Here is a 15,942-nt window from a genome sequence, read left to right as displayed (position 1 = left end):
GGACACGGCCTAGGACTTGCCGGCCTTGTAGCCGACGCCGCGCACCGTCACCACGACCTCGGGGTTCTCCGGGTCGTGCTCGACCTTGGAGCGCAGCCGCTGCACGTGGACGTTGACCAGGCGGGTGTCGGCGCTGTGGCGGTAGCCCCAGACCTGCTCGAGGAGGACCTCGCGGGTGAACACCTGCCACGGCTTGCGGGCCAGGCACACCAGCAGGTCGAACTCCAGCGGCGTGAGGTTGATCTGCTCGCCGCCACGCGTGACCGAGTGCCCGGCCACGTCGATCGAGATGTCACCGATGGTCAGCCCCTCGTCCTGAGAGACGTCGTTGCGACGTACGCGTGCGCGGACCCGGGCGACGAGCTCCTTGGGCTTGAACGGCTTGACGATGTAGTCGTCGGCCCCTGACTCGAGGCCGACGACCACGTCGACGGTGTCACCCTTGGCGGTGAGCATCACGATCGGCACGCCCGACTCGGCGCGGATCTCCTTGCAGACGTCGATGCCGTCCTTGCCGGGCAGCATCAGGTCGAGGAGGACCAGGTCGGGCTTGTAGTCACGGAACGCGTCGAGGGCCACGTCGCCGCGACCCACGATGCGGCTGTCGAACCCCTCCTGGCGGAGGACGATGGAGAGCATCTCCGCCAGGGAGGCGTCGTCGTCGACGACGAGCACGCTTCCGCGCGCGGGCTCGACAAGATCGGTCATGGCGCCAGTCTAGGGCTGGCACCCCCGGTCAGGAGGCGACTCAGTAGCGGTAGTGGTCGGACTTGAACGGTCCGGCCACGTCGACACCGAGGTACTCGGCCTGCTCCTTGGTGAGCTCGGTCAGCTCGACACCCAGTGCGTCGAGGTGCAGGCGAGCCACCTCCTCGTCCAGGTGCTTGGGCAGGACGTGCACGCCGAGCTCGTAGTCGTCGGCCTTGGTGAAGAGCTCGATCTGCGCCAGCACCTGGTTGGTGAAGGAGTTCGACATGACGAACGACGGGTGGCCGGTCGCGTTGCCCAGGTTGAGCAGGCGGCCCTCCGACAGCACGATGATCTTCTTGCCGGGCTGACCGTCCTCCGCGGGGAAGATCCACTGGTGGACCTGCGGCTTGATCTCGTCCTTGACGATGCCCGGGATCTTCGCCAGGCCAGCCATGTCGATCTCGTTGTCGAAGTGACCGATGTTGCCGACGATGGCCTGGTGCTTCATCTTGTGGAAGTGCTCGACCGTGATGATGTTGAAGTTGCCGGTCGTGGTGATGAAGATGTCGGCCGTCTCGACGACCGACTCCAGGCGACGCACCTCGTAGCCGTCCATCGCCGCCTGCAGCGCGCAGATGGGGTCGATCTCGGTGACGATGACGCGCGCACCCTGGCCGCGCAGCGACTCCGCGGAGCCCTTGCCGACGTCGCCGTAGCCGCACACGACCGCGACCTTGCCGCCGATCATGACGTCGGTGGCGCGGTTGATGCCGTCGATGAGCGAGTGGCGGCAGCCGTACTTGTTGTCGAACTTGGACTTGGTGACCGAGTCGTTGACGTTGATCGCCGGGAAGAGCAGCGTGCCCTCGCGGAAGCGCTCGTAGAGGCGCAGGACGCCGGTGGTGGTCTCCTCCGAGACTCCCTTGATGTCCTTGGCGATCGAGGTCCAGTGCTGCGGCTTGGTCGCGACGGAGCGGGCCAGGACGCGCAGCACCTCCTTGAACTCGACGTTGTCGGTGCTGTCCTGCGACGGCACGACGCCGGTCTTCTCGAACTCGACACCGAGGTGCAGCAGCATCGTGATGTCGCCGCCGTCGTCGAGCAGCACGTTGGGGCCAACCGGCTGGCCGTCGGCGTCGGTGAAGTCGAAGACCTTCTCGGCCTCGTCCCAGTACTCCGCGAGCGACTCGCCCTTCCAGGCGAAGACCGGGGTGCCGGCCGGTGCGTCGACGGTGCCGTCGCGACCGACGACGACCGCGGCGGCGGCGTGGTCCTGGGTGGAGAAGATGTTGCAGGTGGCCCAGCGCACGTCGGCACCGAGGTCCACGAGGGTCTCGATGAGCACGGCGGTCTGGACGGTCATGTGGAGCGAGCCGGCGATGCGCGCGCCCTTGAGGGGCTGGTCCTTGCCGTAGCGCTCGCGCATGGCCATCAGGCCGGGCATCTCGTGCTCTGCGAGCTCGATCTCCTTGCGGCCGAAGGCGGCGAGGCTGAGGTCGGCGACGTTGAAGTCCATCGGTTGTCTCCTGGTGTCGAGGAGGTGCGTCTGCGCCGCACATCTGTGCATCGTCGGGATCTCCCGCGCGGACCAGAAGAGGGTAATTCCGCCCTCAGAGTTTCGGGGAATCCTCGGAGGGCGCCTCGCCGCCGTGCTCGTCGCCGTTCTCGTCCCCGTGCTCGTCCCCGTGTTCGTTCCCGTGTTCGGTCCCGTGCTCGTCCCCGTGTTCGGTCCCGTGCTCGTCCCCGTGTCCACCACCCACGCCGAGGGCACGCAGGACGGCCAGGACGATGCCGCCGACCAGCAGGCCGACGACCGCGGAGAGGACCGTGTTGAGCAGCCAGCCCGCGAGGCCGCCGAGGAAGCCGCCGACGGCGTGGTGGACGTCCTGCTCCCAGTGGTGCACCAGGTCGTAGGGGGCGTGGAGGGCGTCGCCGATGCCCGTGCCCGCGAGGAGCCCGTCGTCGGCGCCGATCTCGTAGAGGCTGACCAGGAAGATGTGGCCGCCGACCCACAGCATCGCGAGCGTGCCGATGAACGAGATGGCCGCGAGCAGCCGGGGCATCGCTGAGACGAGTGCCAGACCGACTCGCTGCGACCCCTTCGACGGCTTCTCGGCGAGGTGCAGGCCGACGTCGTCCATCTTCACGATGAGCGCGACCACGCCGTAGACCAGCACGGTGATGAGGGCGGCCACGACGGCGAGCACGATCGCGCGCATCCAGATGCTGGCGGACGGGTCGGAGCCGACGACCTCCTTGAGCGCGATGACCATGATCTCGGCGCTCAGGATGAAGTCGGTGCGGATCGCGGTGGCGACGGTGCGCTGCTCGTGCTCCGGGGTGAACTCCCCCTCGGCCGAGACCTCGTCGTCGGCCTCGGTCGCGTGGCCGGTGACCTTCTCGTGGACCTTGTGCGCGCCCTCGTAGGCCAGGAAGGCGCCACCGAAGATGAGGATCACGGGGAGCAGCTCGGGCAGGAACTGCCCGAGCAGCACCGCGGCCGGCAGGATGAAGAGCAGCTTGTTGCGCAGGGAGCCGATCGCGATCTTCTTGATGATCGGCAGCTCGCGGTCGGCCGCGGAGCCGTGGAGGTACTGCGGCGTGACGGCCGTGTCGTCGACGACCACGCCCGCCGCCTTGGCGCTCGCCCGTGCCGCCGCGGCGCCCACGTCGTCCACGCTGGCGGCGGCGATCCGGGCCAGGGCGGCCACGTCGTCGAGCAGGGCGAACAGTCCGCCGGCCATGGGGTGATCCTTCGGGTCGTGGGTCGGGTGAGACGGCAGCCTATCGGCGGACCGTGACCGTCAGACCTCGAGCCGCATCACCCAGCGCCACTTCGCGATCCGCCGGTCGCGGACGAAACCGAAGTCCTCGAAGAGCGACTCCGGGCCGGTGTGCAGGTAGGCCCCGCGCTGGGGCTTCCGGTCGAGCACCTGCTCCGGGTACGCCTCGACCACACCCCCGCCCGCCTTCCTGATCTCCTCGAGGACGGCGGTGACCGCGGCGCGCGCCACTCCCCTCTCCCTGTGCCCGCTCCCGGTGAAGATGCAGCCGATCCGCCAGCGCGGCAGCTCGACGACGTCCTTCTCGTAGGCCTTCGGGTTCTTGATGCGGGGCAGCTCGGCGGGCGTGCCGAACTGGCACCAGCCGATCGCCCGCTCGCCGTCGTACACGAGAACCTGGTGCACCGTCCCCTCGCGCGTGTGCCTCTCCTTGGCCGCCCGGTGGTCATCGGCGGTGCCGCCGAGGCCCTCGGGATGGAAGCCCATGCACCAGCACCCGCCCCACACGCCGTTGTTGGCCTGCACCAGCTCGGCGAAGTCGTCCCACGTCTCGGGGGTGAGCAGTCGCGTGGTGTACGCCGGTGCCTCGGGCATGGGGTCAGGCTAGGACGGGTTGCGGACGATCAGGCGCCTCATTCGGTGGTTGAGGCGCGAGCGAAGCGACCTCGAAACCACTCGCTCGACTGGATGGGCCTTGACCGAAACTGAGGCCCCTCTGCCGGTTCCCGCTGGGGCGACTGTCAGTAGGACCAACTAGAATCAAACGCATGATCGACACGATGGCAGGCCCCGGACAGGCTGAGGCAGACGCCCTCAGCCCGGCCGGCCTGCTCGCGTTGATCCGTTCCCGAAAGGACGACGAGGACCGTGCGGCGGCTGATCAGCTCGACCTCGCTGCCCGCTGGGCCGACCTCCACCCGCCCGAGTCGATCCACTCCGCGGCCGCGTTCACCGTGCGCGGCAGCGAGCACGAGGAGCCCATCGCCGGTGACGGCTGCCCGCTGGTCGCGGAGTTCTGCATCGCGGAGCTCGGCACCGTGCTCGGCATCTCGACCACCGCGGCGAAGAAGCTCATCGGCCACGCCCTCGAGCTGCGCCACCGCCTCCCACGGTTGTGGGCACAGGTCCAGTCGGGGCGGGTGCCCGCCTGGCGGGCGAGGTCCGTGGCCGAGGTGACGATCCACTCCGCGCCCGCGCTCACGGCTGACGCGGCACGCTTCGTCGACGCCCAGGTCGCCGCCGTGGCAGGGAAGATTGGTTCCGCTCAGCTCGACCGGCTCGTCGCGGAGACGATCAAGCGGTTTGGCCTCGCCGAGGTCGACCCGGCTGCTGATCCGGAGGACGGCTACCTGTTCGTCGACCCGCGCCACGTCACGATCCACGACCAGGACGTGCACTTCGCCGGCACCGTCCGCGTCGATCCGGAGGACGGCTACCTGTTCGTCGACCCGCGCCACGTCACGATCCACGACCAGGACGTGCACTTCGCCGGCACCGTCCGCGTCGAGGCCGAGGTCGGGCTCGCTGACGCCATCGACCTCGACCGCGCGCTCGCCCAGGGCGCCGCGACCCAGAAGGCGCTCGGCTCGACCGAGTCCCTCGACGCCCGACGCGCGACCGCGCTGGGCGACCTCGCCCGGACCCAGACCGCGCTCGACCTCTACTCGCAGGGCGCCACCGAGCCCAGCAGCGGCGAGGACGACGGCCTGCCGGCGGCGCGAGAGGTCGTGCTGCACGCGCACTTCGACGCGAGCGTCGCCCGGGACGGATCCACGGTCTTCGGTCCTACCGGACGCCTCGAGGAGCGCCAGCGGCTCCTGCTCCTCGACCATCTGCAGTCCTGGTGCGGCGACTCCCGCACCAAGATCACCATCAAGCNAGAGGTCGTGCTGCACGCGCACTTCGACGCGAGCGTCGCCCGGGACGGATCCACGGTCTTCGGTCCTACCGGACGCCTCGAGGAGCGCCAGCGGCTCCTGCTGCTCGACCAGCTGAAGTCTTGGTGCGGCGACTCCCGGACCACGATCACCGTGAAGCCCGTCATCGACCTCAACACCGAGCTCTCGACACCGGCGTACGAAGTGCCCGACCGGATCCGCGAGCAGATCGTTCTCCGCGACCGCACGTGCGTGTTCCCGTGGTGCGGCCGCAACGCCCGCGCCTGCGACGTCGACCACGTCGTCGAGTTCGACCACGAGGCTGCCGCAGAGGGACGCGAACAGCCCGGCCCGACGACGACCTCGAACCTCGCTGCCCTCTGCCGCTCCCACCACCGCCTCAAGACCCACTCCGCCTGGCGCTACGAGCTGACAGCGCCCGGAGTGTTCGAGTGGACCTCACCCCACGGCCACCGCTACCGCCGCGACCGGCACGGCACCACCGCACTCGACCCACCCCACCCCGGTCCGCCACGGATCCCGCACCAGCGCCGACCATGACCCCGCCCCACACCCCGCCACCCACGCGATGGCGGGGCCACGGGCATGTCCTGAGCCGTCGCTAGCGTGCGCCCATGACCTCCTTCGTGAAGTCCGTGACCTTCGACTGTCGAGAACCGCTCGTCGTCGCGACGTTCTGGGCTGCCGCGCTCGGCTCCAACGTCGACGAGGACAGCACCGCCGAGCGCGCCTGGGTCGAATCTGCCGGCTGGGGCGGCCCGAGCCTGTGGTTCCAGCGGGTGCCGGAGGCCAAGACGGCCAAGAACCGGCAGCACTTCGACCTGCGGGCTGCCGGCCCGCTCGAGGTCGAGCGCGATCGCCTGGTCGCGCTGGGGGCGAGCGTCGTCACTCAGGACGGCGACCTCTACGTGATGCTCGACCCAGAGGGCAACGAGTTCTGCCTCGAGACGTGACCGCGGACCGGACGCGACACTGCCGGGCCGGGGGACCCCGACCCGGCAGCGCGCATGATGCGTTCCGTCACGGAGATGGCGTCACGGACTGGAGACCGTTCCTCCGTTCGTGATCGTCAGTGCCGACGTCTCGTGGCACTTCGCCGAGATGTCCTCCTGCGCCTGGTTGGTGCTGTCGTAGGCGACCTTCCAGGAGAAGCTGCCCGACGTGCTGACAGCGGTGGTGTTCGACGTGTTCACCGTGACTCCGGAGGCAGCACCGGCCACGCTGCGGTTCACCGGGCCGTAGAGCGCGGTGCCCGTGCAGTCGCTGGTGCTGTAGAGGGTGAACGTGACGGTCCCTGCCAGGTTCCCGCTGCCGGCGGGCGCCGAGATCGTGGCGGAGTCGTTGGGCACCCAGGTCTGCGCGGTGCTCATCGACGACTGCACCGTGTTGACCACGACGTCCTCGTCGGTGTCGCCACATGCGGTGTTGTGCGACGTCCCGCTGGTGTTCGGCGAGCTGCCGCTGTAGACCGCGACCCAGTGGTAGGTGCCGGCAGCCGCCGGCTGGAACTGCGGGTTGGGTGTGGTGTAGGTGCCGTTGCCGCTCACCGTCACCCCGGCCGAGGTGTACGCCAGAGTCGTGCAGTCACCGGGACCGTACAGCTTGAAGGTGATGGTGCCGCCCGCGGGTGCGCCGCTGGTCCCCGTCAGATTGATGACGGGAACGGCCGGCTGGGTCGCCGTACCGCTCAGCGCCGCGGAGTCGGACACCGTGCCCCCGAGGTTGATGTCGGGTCCCGCTGTGGTGGCCAGGGTCGGCGTCACCGGGTTGACCGTGAAGCACTCGGTCGCGCTGGAGTCGCTCGAGGTCGGGATGCCGTTGGTCGCGTCACCGCTGAACGTGGCCCGCCAGCAGTAGCGACCCACCGAGGTGACGTAGGCCGTCGGTGACACCACGGTCACCGGGTAGGCCGTCCCGCTGAGGTTCGTGGATCCGACCGTGGTCCCGCCGGAGGTGCACAGGGCCGGTGCGTCGACCTTGCACAGCGAGAAGGACACCGAGCCCGCCGGAGCGGCGGTCCCCCCGACCAGGCTGACGAGGGCCGAGTCCTTGGCTCCGACGACGCCGGTTCCGATCGAGAGCCCACCCGCCGGGATGTTCGCGCCCGTCGAGTCCTTCGGCGTGGTCACCGTGGTCGACGTGCAGTTGGTGATGGGCGGCGTCGTCTTGAGGATCGTGTCCTTGTAGTCAGCAGTGTCCGAGTTGCCGGTCACCGTGCTCGGGATCGTGTTGGCGAAGGTCTTGCAGGCGGTGCTGCCTCCGAAGATGGTCGCCGTCAGGTCGACCGCGGCCTCTCCCTTGAACCCGTCTGAGCTGTACGCCGCCTGGGAGACCGTGGAGTCGAGCAGCGTCGGAGCCCCCAGGGTGAGGTTGGGCGCGGTGCCGCTCCAGGTCCGCAGGTAGAGGTCCAGGCTGTTGCCCTGCTGGTCCCACAGGATCATGAAGTCGCCGGCCCTGCGGTTGGCCCACGGGTTGCAGCCGTCGATGAGCTGGGTGTCGGTGGCCGTGTCGTAGGCACACGCCGCCGGCGCAGGGTTCTGCATGAACTCGTAGGAGATGAAGCCGCTGCCGCTGTTGGCGTCGCGCTCCCACGCGAAGTAGAGCCAGTCGTGGCTCGAGGCGGTGTCGCGCTCGGTGTCGAGCCAGGCACGGCGCAGGTCCACCTGGCCGTTGGGGTTCGTCAGGCCGAGCGTGGGCACGGCGTCGTTGTGGATGACGCCGATCTTGGTGGTGTTGGAGTTGAGCGGGCCGAGCTCCTTGACGTTGCCCGAGAGGTCGGCGATCTCCGTGGTGCCGGTGTCCGGCACATCGCCTTCGATGGTGTAGGGGCCGTCGGCCGCGTAGGCCGCCAGCGGGACGACGACGGCAGCAGCGACTGCCAGCGAGGCCGCGGCTGCGCCGATCCGGCGCCTCGGACGCCGCAGCGTCCGCGTGCGAGCCCAGGTGAGGGCATGGTCGAGGTGAGGCATGGTGACGCTTCCTTCCGTCGGATGCTCCCGGCCCGTGGATCGCGTCGAGAGGGGCATCGCGCCGGCCGCGCGGGGCCCGTCCCGCGAACGCGAGTGGCCGTGCAGGAGGAGCCCGCACGACGGGGGGTCACAGCAGGGTCGTCGTTGAACCTTCTCCGCACGCTAGGGAAGTGTCACGCCCGCGGCATCGCCGAATTGGTGTAGTCGCACTCACCCATCGGGGTGAGACGGGTCGCCACCGGCCGACCGCGTCCGGCGACTAGGGTGCGCAGCGTGCTGCCCGAGCCGACCGAACGCCTGCGCTTCCGCGCGATGGAGATGGCCGACCTCGACGACGTCACCGCCCTCCTCGTCGCCTTCGACGCCGTCCGCGGCGGCCGACCGCCCAGCACCCGCAAGGACGGCGTGCACTGGATCGAGTGGCAGGAGCGCAACTACGCCGAGCACGGCTTCGGCCTCTGGGTGGTGGAGACCCACGACGGCGAGCTCGTCGGCGACTGCGGCCTCACGATGCAGGACGTCGAGGGCACGGACCTCGTCGAGGTGGGCTACCACCTGCTGCCGCACGCACGCGGGCGCGGCTACGCCACCGAGGCCGCCATCGCCGTGCGCGACTGCGCCGCGGCGGCGGGGATCCCGCACCTCGTCGCGCTGGTCCGGCCCGACAACGCGCCCTCCCAGGCGGTCGCACGCAGGATCGGCATGGAGGTCGAGCGCACCGCCCACGTCCATGGGGTCGACGCGCTCGTCTTCGGGATGCGGCTCGGGGTCTCGTGACGGCCGCGTCGCGACCTCCTCGACCAACGGTTCAGTCGTCGACCAGCCCGACGCGGAGGTACTCCGCGGCATAGGTGCCGCTGAGCAGCAGCGAGGCGTAGCGGGCCACCTCGGCGTCGGCGTCGGTCTCGAGCGTCTCGACCCGTACGCCGTGGCGCGCCGCGGCGGCGCGCAGCAGGCCGGCCTGCTCGCGCACGACGGGGTCGTCGGAGCGGTCGTCGAGCACGAGCAGCAGCGGACGGAGGTCGCCCGCCTCGTCGGAGAACGGGTCGGCGAACAGGTCACGCTGACGGGTGGCCTCGATCACCGGCAGCAGGTGCTCGGCGTCGCCGGCGATCGCCGATCGTCCGCTCGTGCGGCGCAGCGACTCGGCCAACCGCCGGGCGGCGCGGGCGGCGAGCACGGACCCACCCCACACGAGCGGGTTGGTGTCGGCCATCGCGATCGCCAGCATCTTGGCGGGGTTGACCGACAGGTCGCGGTGCGGCGAGCAGCTGGTGGCCACCTCGTCGAGCGACTCGGCCACCGACGCGGCGTCGGCGCTCGGGCCGAGGTGGACGTGCGCGAGGTAGTCGAGCACCACGACGGCCGTGGCGAGCTGGTCGCCGGTCACCGTCGGGAGCAGTGTCACGTGGCGCCCGGAGGCGTGCTCGCCCACGAGCGAGCGAGGCGGGCAGGCGACGACGACCTGCGCGCCGCGGCGTACGGCCTCGGCGACCGCCGACGCCGACCCGTGGTCGTTGCCCTCGGGGGCCAGCATCACGACGAGGTCGAGCGAGCCGGCCCAGCCGGGCAGGCCGGGGTTGGGCCAGGCGACGAAGGGCACGGGGCACCACGGCTCCAGCACCGCCCGCAGCAGGCGCGAGTCGGGACCGGCGGCGATCACCGCACGGGGGCGGGCCTCGTCGCGACCGCGTGCGATCGCCTCGGCGGTCGCGGCGGCGGCCTCGTGGGCCTCGCGCCGCACCCGGGCGCCGCTCTCGGCGAGCGTGCGCAGCCGCAGGTCGACCGTCTCCAGCACACCGGCGTCGTCGAGCCGGGCCTCGTCGAACCAGGTGGCCACGCCAGACTCCTCTGCGGTCTCAGGCGGGCTTGCGGGCCTCGTCGACCAGCAGCACCGGGATGTCGTCGCGGACCGGGTAGGCGTTGCCACACCCCTGGCACACGAGCTCGTCGCCACCGTCGTGCACCTGCGGCGACAGCTCGCCGTGGCAGGCCGGGCAGACGATGATGCTCAGCAGCTGCGGGTCGATGTTCACGCCGACGATCCTAGGTCAGTCGGTGGGGGTGAGGACACGCAGGTGCCCGCGCTTCGCGCCACGGCTCGACTCGTCGGTCGAGTGCAGCGGGACCGCCACCGGCGCCGGGCGCCCGGCCTCGCGCACCGCGTCGGCCAGGGCGAGCAGGTCGTCGGTGCTCGGACCCTGCGCCTTCGGGTCGGGAGCCAGGCGCAGCACCTCCCAGCCGCGCGGCGCGGAGAGGCGCTCGCTGTGCACGTCGCACAGGTCGTAGGCGTGCGGCTCGGCATAGGTCGCCAGCGGCCCCAGGACCGCGGTCTGGTCGGCGTAGACGTAGGTCAGCGTGTTGACCGCGGGACGGCCACACGCCGTACGCGAACAACGACGGCTCAGGCTCACGGCGCCGACGCTACCTGCCCCGTGCACGTCCGGCGTTTAGGCTCGCGGCGTGGACGACGTGAGCAGTGCGGCACGCAGCCGGCGACGTGACAGGCGCGGGCGCGGCATGCGCGGCCCCGGCGTGCTGCCCGAGGTCCCCGGCACACCGGCGCTGCGCACCGCGCGGGAGAAGTTCGACCAGCTCGTGCTCGACGTGGTCACCCCGCTCGACGAGCGCTGGCAGCGCCACCTCGGGCTCGTGGAGTACGCCGTCGAGGACACCCCGATGCTCCCCGACGACTGGGGTGACGACACCGTGCCGCTGTCGTCGCTGGTGCGCGGCAAGGCGCCCGAGCCCACCCGGCTGGTCATCTTCCGCCGCCCGATCGAGCACCGTGCGTCGGACCGTGACGAGCTCGAGGCGATGGTGCACACCGTCGTCGTCGAGCAGCTCGCCGAGCTGCTCAACCTCACCCCCGGACAGGTCGACGAGCGCTACCTGGACTGAGGCTCGACTGGGCGGTCGGCTATCGCTGCGCCGGGCGCACGTCGGGCACCTGGCTGGTGGTCGTGACCTGCGTCAGCGGCAGCACCGACAGCCCACGGTCGCTGACCTCCAGCGACACGACCGCGCCGGTCCGCTCGAGCCGCACCACGGCGAGGACGGCTTCGTCGGGCAGCCGCAGGCGCGCCGCGGTCGCGGGCGCGACCTCGACCCTCCGCTCGCGCACGACGGGCTTGCCGTCGGCGTCCCACGCCTGGAGCAGCAGCACGCCACCCGCGCCAGCACCCGCCACGAGGACGCGCTTGGAGCCGGCCGGCAGCGCCACCGCCGTCTCGTCGGCCACCACGGAGCCGGCGACGGAGAAGGCCAGGTCGCCGGCCGAGCGCACCCGCAGGGCAGCGGTGACCGGGCCGGTTGCCTCGACGCGGATGGCCTGCACGCCCTCGGCCGTACGGCCGCGCAGCACGCCGGCGAGATCGAGCTCACTGACCGACGCCGGGGCGAGCCGGACCTCCTCGAGCCCCGAGGGCGCGAACTCGCTCTCCTCGCTGACCAGCTTGAGCTCGACCCGCACCTCGCTGTCGCCGGGGTTGGCCAGGGTCAGGGTGCGGTCCGAGGGGGTGGCCCCCACCCCGACGACGTACGACGTCGAGGCGGGCGCGGCCTGGCCCGGCAGCCACTCGCGGACCGGCTCGTCGCGCCCCACGGGGTCGAGCACGTCGACCACGCTCGAGGAGAGGCGTCCGCGCGAGACGAGCACCCGGGCGGCCAGGGCGTCGCGGTTGGGGGCGACCTCGGAGAGGTCGAAGGACGTCGAGCGACCGCCGGGCACGCGCACGCCGCGCAGCGCAGGCACGTCCACGAGCCCGCTGCCGTCCCACAGCGTGACGTCGGCGACGGCCGGCCCCTTGTCGGGGTTGACCAGCGTCAGGGTCGAGGTGTGCTCGGCCGAGGCGCCGAGCCCGGTGAACCAGCGCTCGGGTGCCGGCTCGTCGCACCCCACGGCGGAGCCCGCGCCGGAGCGCGACACCACGAGCCCGGGCGCGAGGTCGCCCGCACCGTTGACCACGACGGGGGCGCGCTCCTCGCGCGACGCAACGCCCGACACGAGCGCCTCGGTGTCGTCGTCGCGCCCGACACGGAGCGCGAGGTCGCCCGACGCGAGCCCGGCACTGCCGAGACGCAGCTCGTCGGCCCCCGGCAGGCGCGGCGGGCAGACCGCGGTGGAGCGGTCGAGCGGGGCGTCGCTCGGCGAGTGGGACGCAGGCGGGGTCGCGGCCGGCCGCACGAGCGCGAGCGCGAGCACGGTGAGCAGCGGGATCAGCACGGCGAGCACGGTGAGCGAGGACGGGCGGCGACGGGCCGCCTCGGCGACGCGCCGGCGCCCACCTTCGTCGGGGGGCGTGGTCTGGTCGCTCACGCCGACCTCCCCTCACGCGCGCGGCGCACGGTCGGTGCGGCGAGGACGAGGGCGGCCAGGATCGCCAGGCCCTGGACGACCAGCAGCGCGGTGCGCCACCACGGGCTCGGACCGTCGAGGGCGGCGGCGTCGAGGGGACGGTCGACGTGCCAGGCGCGCGTGGTGCGGTCCTCGGCGCTGGCCTGCTCGAGCCCGGCGGTCGCGTCGAGCAGGGAGGACACGCGGCCGTCCGCGGGCGAGGCGAGGACGACGTACTCCACGCCGCGCTCGCCCAGCGAGGCCACCACGGCAGGTGTCGGGGCCGACACGAGTGCCTGCACGTCGGCGGTCAGCGCGGTGTCCTCGTCGGCGAGGGTGAGGATCTCGTCCTCGCCCACCGTGGTGCCGTCGTCGCGGCGGATGCGATAGGTGATGCCGTCCTCGACCGAGCCGCCGACGACGAGCACGCCGTGCTCCTCGCCGAGCAGCGAGCTCTGCTCCATGTAGACCGGCACGGTCGTCTCCGCGTCGCGCGTCATCGCGTTGTCGGGAGTGGTGAGCCACCAGGCCAGCCCGCCCAGCGGGACGGCTGCCGCCACGACCGCGAGGGCCCCGGCCAGGGCGCGCTGCCACACGGGGTGGTGCTCCTCGAGGCGGCGCAGGTAGGCGTCGGCGCCGAGCACGACCGCGACGACCGCGGTGCCCTGCAGGATGACGGTGAACAGGCCCAGGCTGGGACGGGTGGTCACCGCGGGCAGGTCGAGCGAGACGTGGGCGAGCACCCCGGAGACGACGGCCGCGGCGAGCGCGACCAGCCAGCAGATCACGACCGCCACCCGCGTGCGCCGCGGCAGAAGGGCCGCGACCGCGAGCACGCCGAGCACCACCCCGAGCCAGCCGGGCGCGCCGAGGTCGTTGAGCCGGCCGGTCAGCAGGCCCGTGAAGGTGACCTGGTCCACGGTGAGCCGGCCGGCCTCGAGCATGAGACCGGAGGCCGAGCCGGTGGTGAGGAGCGGGAGCAGCCACGGGGCGAGGAGCAGCGGCGTGGCGGCGACGGCCACCACCGGCGGGCCCCAGCTGTCACGCTCGCGCAGCAGCCGCGGCGAGATGACGGCGGCAGCGCCCAGCACGACGGTGGTCGCGAGCAGCGCGAAGAGCCAGAACCCCGGCACGAAGGCGGCGCCGAGGGCGAGCAGGAGCGCGGTGCGCCACGCCGCACGCCACCGCCGGTCGCGGTCGGGGTCGACGAAGCCGAGCGCGGCGTGCGCCGCCCACGGGAGCAGCGCGGCGACGGCGACGGTGCCGAAGCGACCCTCGGCCCAGGCGCCCGAGGCGGCCGGCACCAGGGCGTACGTCAGTGCGCCCCAGACCACCAGCCAGCGCGGCAGTCCGCGCGGGTCGACGAGGTGACCGACCACCTTGAGCAGACGCCAGGCGCCCCAGGCGGAGATGGGCACCGCGAGCAGCATGAGCCCCGAGACGACGGCCCCGGTGTGGCCGAGCAGCAGGGAGGCGGCCAGGGCGAAGGGCAGGACGTAGGCGGGCGCGGGCACGTCGGTGCCGGTCCCGAGCGGGTGCCACGTGGTGGTGTGCAGGCGCCACCAGTCGCCGGCCTCGGCCGGCACGGGCGACAGTGCGCCGCCGGTGATCGAGCCGAAGGCCTCGCGGGCCGCGAGGAGCGCGAGGATGCCGAACAGCACCATCACCACGGCCACCGGGTTGGTGAAGAACCGCGCCACGAGGCCGGTGTCGGTGAGGTAGGCCTCCTCGTCGTCCTCGGCCGACCCGCGCCGCTGGTCACGGCCCGCCGGCACGGCGTCGGGCGTGCGGGCGAGCCGGCGGCGCTCGGCGACGTCGGCGGCCTGGCTGGTCGCGGCCGAGGCCAGGTCGGTGACGAAGTCGAGGCCGTGCCGGTAGGGCAGCCACGCCGGCGCCAGCAGCGACCGGACGTCGGCCGGCTCCCCCACCCGTCGCTCGGCACGCTCGCGCCGCGCGGCCAGCAGCTGTCGCGGCCGGCCGTGCACCGAGAGCGTCGCGGCGAGCTCGTCGAGCGCCTCGCCCACCGAGCGCACCGCGAGGTAGCCGACGACCCGCAGCAGCGAGCCCATGAACAGGCGGACGTAGTGCCAGGGCAGGGCCCGCGACGACACGTTGGCCAGCGAGGTGAACAGCGCCGCACGGCGCTCCTGGTAGTGCGTGTGGCGGCCGGTGAGCGGCGTACGTCGCAGGCCGCGATGCGCCGCCTCGGCGTGGAAGACCACGGCCTGGGGCACCACGAGGGTGCGGTGCCCGGCGAGCGCGGCGCGCCACCCGAAGTCGATGTCGTTGCCGAAGATCGGCAGCTCCTCGTCGAGCCCGCCCAGCGCCTCCAGCACCGAGCGGCGCACGAGCATGCCGGCGGTGTTGACCGCCAGCACCTCGCGCACGGCGTCGTGCTGGCCCTGGTCGTACTCCCCGCGCTCCAGACCGGTCTCGCGGTGGCCGGTGCCGGTGATCGTCAGGCCGACCTCGAGCAGGCGTCGCAGCGAGGGCCACTCGCGCAGCTTGGGCCCGAGGACGGCGGCCTCGGGGTGCGCCTCGGCGGCCGAGAGGAGCTCGGCCAGCGCGGACGGGTCGGGGTTGCTGTCGTCGTGGAGCAGCCACACCCACTCCGCATCACCGGCGGCGGGGTCGGCCGGGGCCAGGCCGAGGCCGTGACGCACGGCGGCGGGATAGCTCGTCGAGCCGGGGACGACGTCGACGAGGGCCCGCGAGCCGTCCAGGCCAGCACGGTCGAGGGCGTCGCGCACGAGGTCGACGCTGTCGTCGCGGCTGGTGGTGTCGACCGCCACGACGCGGTCCACCGGGAGGGTCTGCCCGGTCAGACCAGCGAGAACTGCTGGGAGCCACCTCGCCCCGTCATGGGTGACGAGGAGCGCGGTGACGGACACCGGAGCACCTTAGCGAGCGCTCGGTGCCGCTCGAAAACGGCGAGCGGACCGCCTCAGACGGCGCGCTTCTTCAGCTTGCGGCGCTCACGCTCGGACAGCCCGCCCCAGATGCCGAAGCGCTCGTCGTTCATCAACGCGTACTCGAGGCAGTCGTCGCGGACCTCGCAGGTGAGGCAGACCTTCTTGGCCTCACGCGTGGAGCCGCCCTTCTCGGGGAAGAACGCCTCGGGGTCCGTCTGCGCGCACAGTGCGCGGTCCTGCCACCCGAACTCCTCGCCCTCGGGCTCGAGGAGAAACAGTTCTGCTCTCATGTCCGTACGCCCTTTCGACCCTGGCTCAAGCTGAACGACACTGTGGGAATTACATGCCTGTCGT

Annotated in this window: 14 protein-coding genes; 3 read left to right on the top strand and 11 right to left on the bottom strand. The window is 72.0% G+C overall.

Translation table 11 applies throughout. The features are described 5' to 3' along the window. Positions 1-9 precede the first annotated feature (9 nt). The 4 genes from mtrA to ASG76_RS16775 form a co-directional block, all read right to left on the bottom strand. Complete coding sequence (gene mtrA, locus ASG76_RS16790; RefSeq protein ID WP_056606019.1) at positions 10-708, bottom strand: MtrAB system response regulator MtrA; 699 nt, start codon at positions 706-708, stop codon at positions 10-12. Positions 709-748: 40 nt separating this feature from the next. Beyond that, complete coding sequence (ahcY, locus tag ASG76_RS16785; RefSeq protein WP_056606017.1) at positions 749-2,206, bottom strand: adenosylhomocysteinase; 1,458 nt, start codon at positions 2,204-2,206, stop codon at positions 749-751. A gap of 94 nt (positions 2,207-2,300) precedes the next feature. Further along, positions 2,301-3,434: a DUF808 domain-containing protein gene (locus ASG76_RS16780; RefSeq protein ID WP_082587625.1), complete on the bottom strand. Its 1,134-nt coding sequence runs from the start codon at positions 3,432-3,434 to the stop codon at positions 2,301-2,303. Between the two features lie 60 nt (positions 3,435-3,494). After that, positions 3,495-4,067, bottom strand: a complete 573-nt coding sequence (locus ASG76_RS16775) for a GNAT family N-acetyltransferase (protein ID WP_056606015.1) — start codon at positions 4,065-4,067, stop codon at positions 3,495-3,497. 1,918 nt (positions 4,068-5,985) lie between these two features. Between ASG76_RS16775 and ASG76_RS16765 the strand changes: the two genes are divergently transcribed. Next, the gene (locus ASG76_RS16765; protein WP_056606009.1) at positions 5,986-6,324 is read left to right on the top strand and encodes a VOC family protein; all 339 of its coding nucleotides are present in this window, start codon (positions 5,986-5,988) and stop codon (positions 6,322-6,324) included. A gap of 81 nt (positions 6,325-6,405) precedes the next feature. Here the strand turns inward: ASG76_RS16765 and ASG76_RS16760 are convergent, their stop codons facing one another. Further along, on the bottom strand, positions 6,406-8,340 hold the full coding sequence (locus tag ASG76_RS16760) for a hypothetical protein (RefSeq protein ID WP_200948223.1): 1,935 nt from the start codon (positions 8,338-8,340) through the stop codon (positions 6,406-6,408). A gap of 273 nt (positions 8,341-8,613) precedes the next feature. Between ASG76_RS16760 and ASG76_RS16755 the strand changes: the two genes are divergently transcribed. After that, positions 8,614-9,117 (top strand): GNAT family N-acetyltransferase, encoded by a 504-nt coding sequence (locus tag ASG76_RS16755; RefSeq protein ID WP_082587638.1) that lies wholly within the window; start codon positions 8,614-8,616, stop codon positions 9,115-9,117. A gap of 31 nt (positions 9,118-9,148) precedes the next feature. Here the strand turns inward: ASG76_RS16755 and ASG76_RS16750 are convergent, their stop codons facing one another. From ASG76_RS16750 to ASG76_RS16745, 3 genes are read right to left on the bottom strand one after another with little or no spacing between them, the layout of a single operon-like run. Continuing rightward, the gene (locus ASG76_RS16750) at positions 9,149-10,180 is read right to left on the bottom strand and encodes an SIS domain-containing protein (RefSeq protein WP_056606005.1); all 1,032 of its coding nucleotides are present in this window, start codon (positions 10,178-10,180) and stop codon (positions 9,149-9,151) included. A 19-nt stretch (positions 10,181-10,199) separates the two neighbouring features. Further along, entirely contained in the window at positions 10,200-10,376 is a 177-nt protein-coding gene (locus tag ASG76_RS18885) for a Trm112 family protein (RefSeq protein WP_082587624.1), read from the bottom strand. Between the two features lie 15 nt (positions 10,377-10,391). Continuing rightward, a complete protein-coding gene (locus ASG76_RS16745) occupies positions 10,392-10,754 on the bottom strand; it encodes a DUF3499 domain-containing protein (RefSeq protein WP_056606002.1) in 363 nt (120 codons plus the stop codon). A gap of 49 nt (positions 10,755-10,803) precedes the next feature. Here ASG76_RS16745 and ASG76_RS16740 point away from each other — a divergent pair, with 49 nt between their 5' ends. Next, positions 10,804-11,241, top strand: a complete 438-nt coding sequence (locus tag ASG76_RS16740; RefSeq protein ID WP_235529697.1) for a metallopeptidase family protein — start codon at positions 10,804-10,806, stop codon at positions 11,239-11,241. Between the two features lie 19 nt (positions 11,242-11,260). On the opposite strand, the gene ASG76_RS16735 is transcribed toward ASG76_RS16740, so the two are convergent. The 3 genes from ASG76_RS16735 to ASG76_RS16725 are packed head-to-tail and all read right to left on the bottom strand — an operon-like array spanning position 11,261 to position 15,878. Continuing rightward, positions 11,261-12,658, bottom strand: a complete 1,398-nt coding sequence (locus ASG76_RS16735) for a DUF5719 family protein (protein WP_056605995.1) — start codon at positions 12,656-12,658, stop codon at positions 11,261-11,263. After that, positions 12,655-15,567, bottom strand: coding sequence for a glycosyltransferase family 2 protein (locus ASG76_RS16730; RefSeq protein WP_082587623.1), 2,913 nt, complete (start codon positions 15,565-15,567; stop codon positions 12,655-12,657). The genes ASG76_RS16735 and ASG76_RS16730 overlap by 4 nt, the downstream gene beginning before the upstream one ends. 53 nt (positions 15,568-15,620) lie before the next feature. Continuing rightward, on the bottom strand, positions 15,621-15,878 hold the full coding sequence (locus tag ASG76_RS16725; RefSeq protein WP_056605988.1) for a WhiB family transcriptional regulator: 258 nt from the start codon (positions 15,876-15,878) through the stop codon (positions 15,621-15,623). Between the last annotated feature and the right edge of the window lie 64 nt (positions 15,879-15,942).

The sequence above is a fragment of the Nocardioides sp. Soil774 genome, from assembly GCF_001428125.1.
GTDB lineage: Bacteria > Actinomycetota > Actinomycetes > Propionibacteriales > Nocardioidaceae > Nocardioides.
Note: the sequence above shows the minus strand (reverse complement) of the source record. Positions and strands in the feature narration are given on the sequence as shown.

What these genes read in the sequence shown, in the direction of transcription:
- ASG76_RS16725 (WP_056605988.1), bottom strand. Translation starts at nt 15,878, where the DNA reads ATGAGAGCAGAACTGTTTCTCCTCGAGCCCGAGGGCGAGGAGTTCGGG.
- ahcY (WP_056606017.1), bottom strand. Translation starts at nt 2,206, where the DNA reads ATGGACTTCAACGTCGCCGACCTCAGCCTCGCCGCCTTCGGCCGCAAG.
- ASG76_RS16760 (WP_200948223.1), bottom strand. Translation starts at nt 8,340, where the DNA reads ATGCCTCACCTCGACCATGCCCTCACCTGGGCTCGCACGCGGACGCTG.
- ASG76_RS16775 (WP_056606015.1), bottom strand. Translation starts at nt 4,067, where the DNA reads ATGCCCGAGGCACCGGCGTACACCACGCGACTGCTCACCCCCGAGACG.
- mtrA (WP_056606019.1), bottom strand. Translation starts at nt 708, where the DNA reads ATGACCGATCTTGTCGAGCCCGCGCGCGGAAGCGTGCTCGTCGTCGAC.
- ASG76_RS16780 (WP_082587625.1), bottom strand. Translation starts at nt 3,434, where the DNA reads ATGGCCGGCGGACTGTTCGCCCTGCTCGACGACGTGGCCGCCCTGGCC.
- ASG76_RS16765 (WP_056606009.1), top strand. Translation starts at nt 5,986, where the DNA reads ATGACCTCCTTCGTGAAGTCCGTGACCTTCGACTGTCGAGAACCGCTC.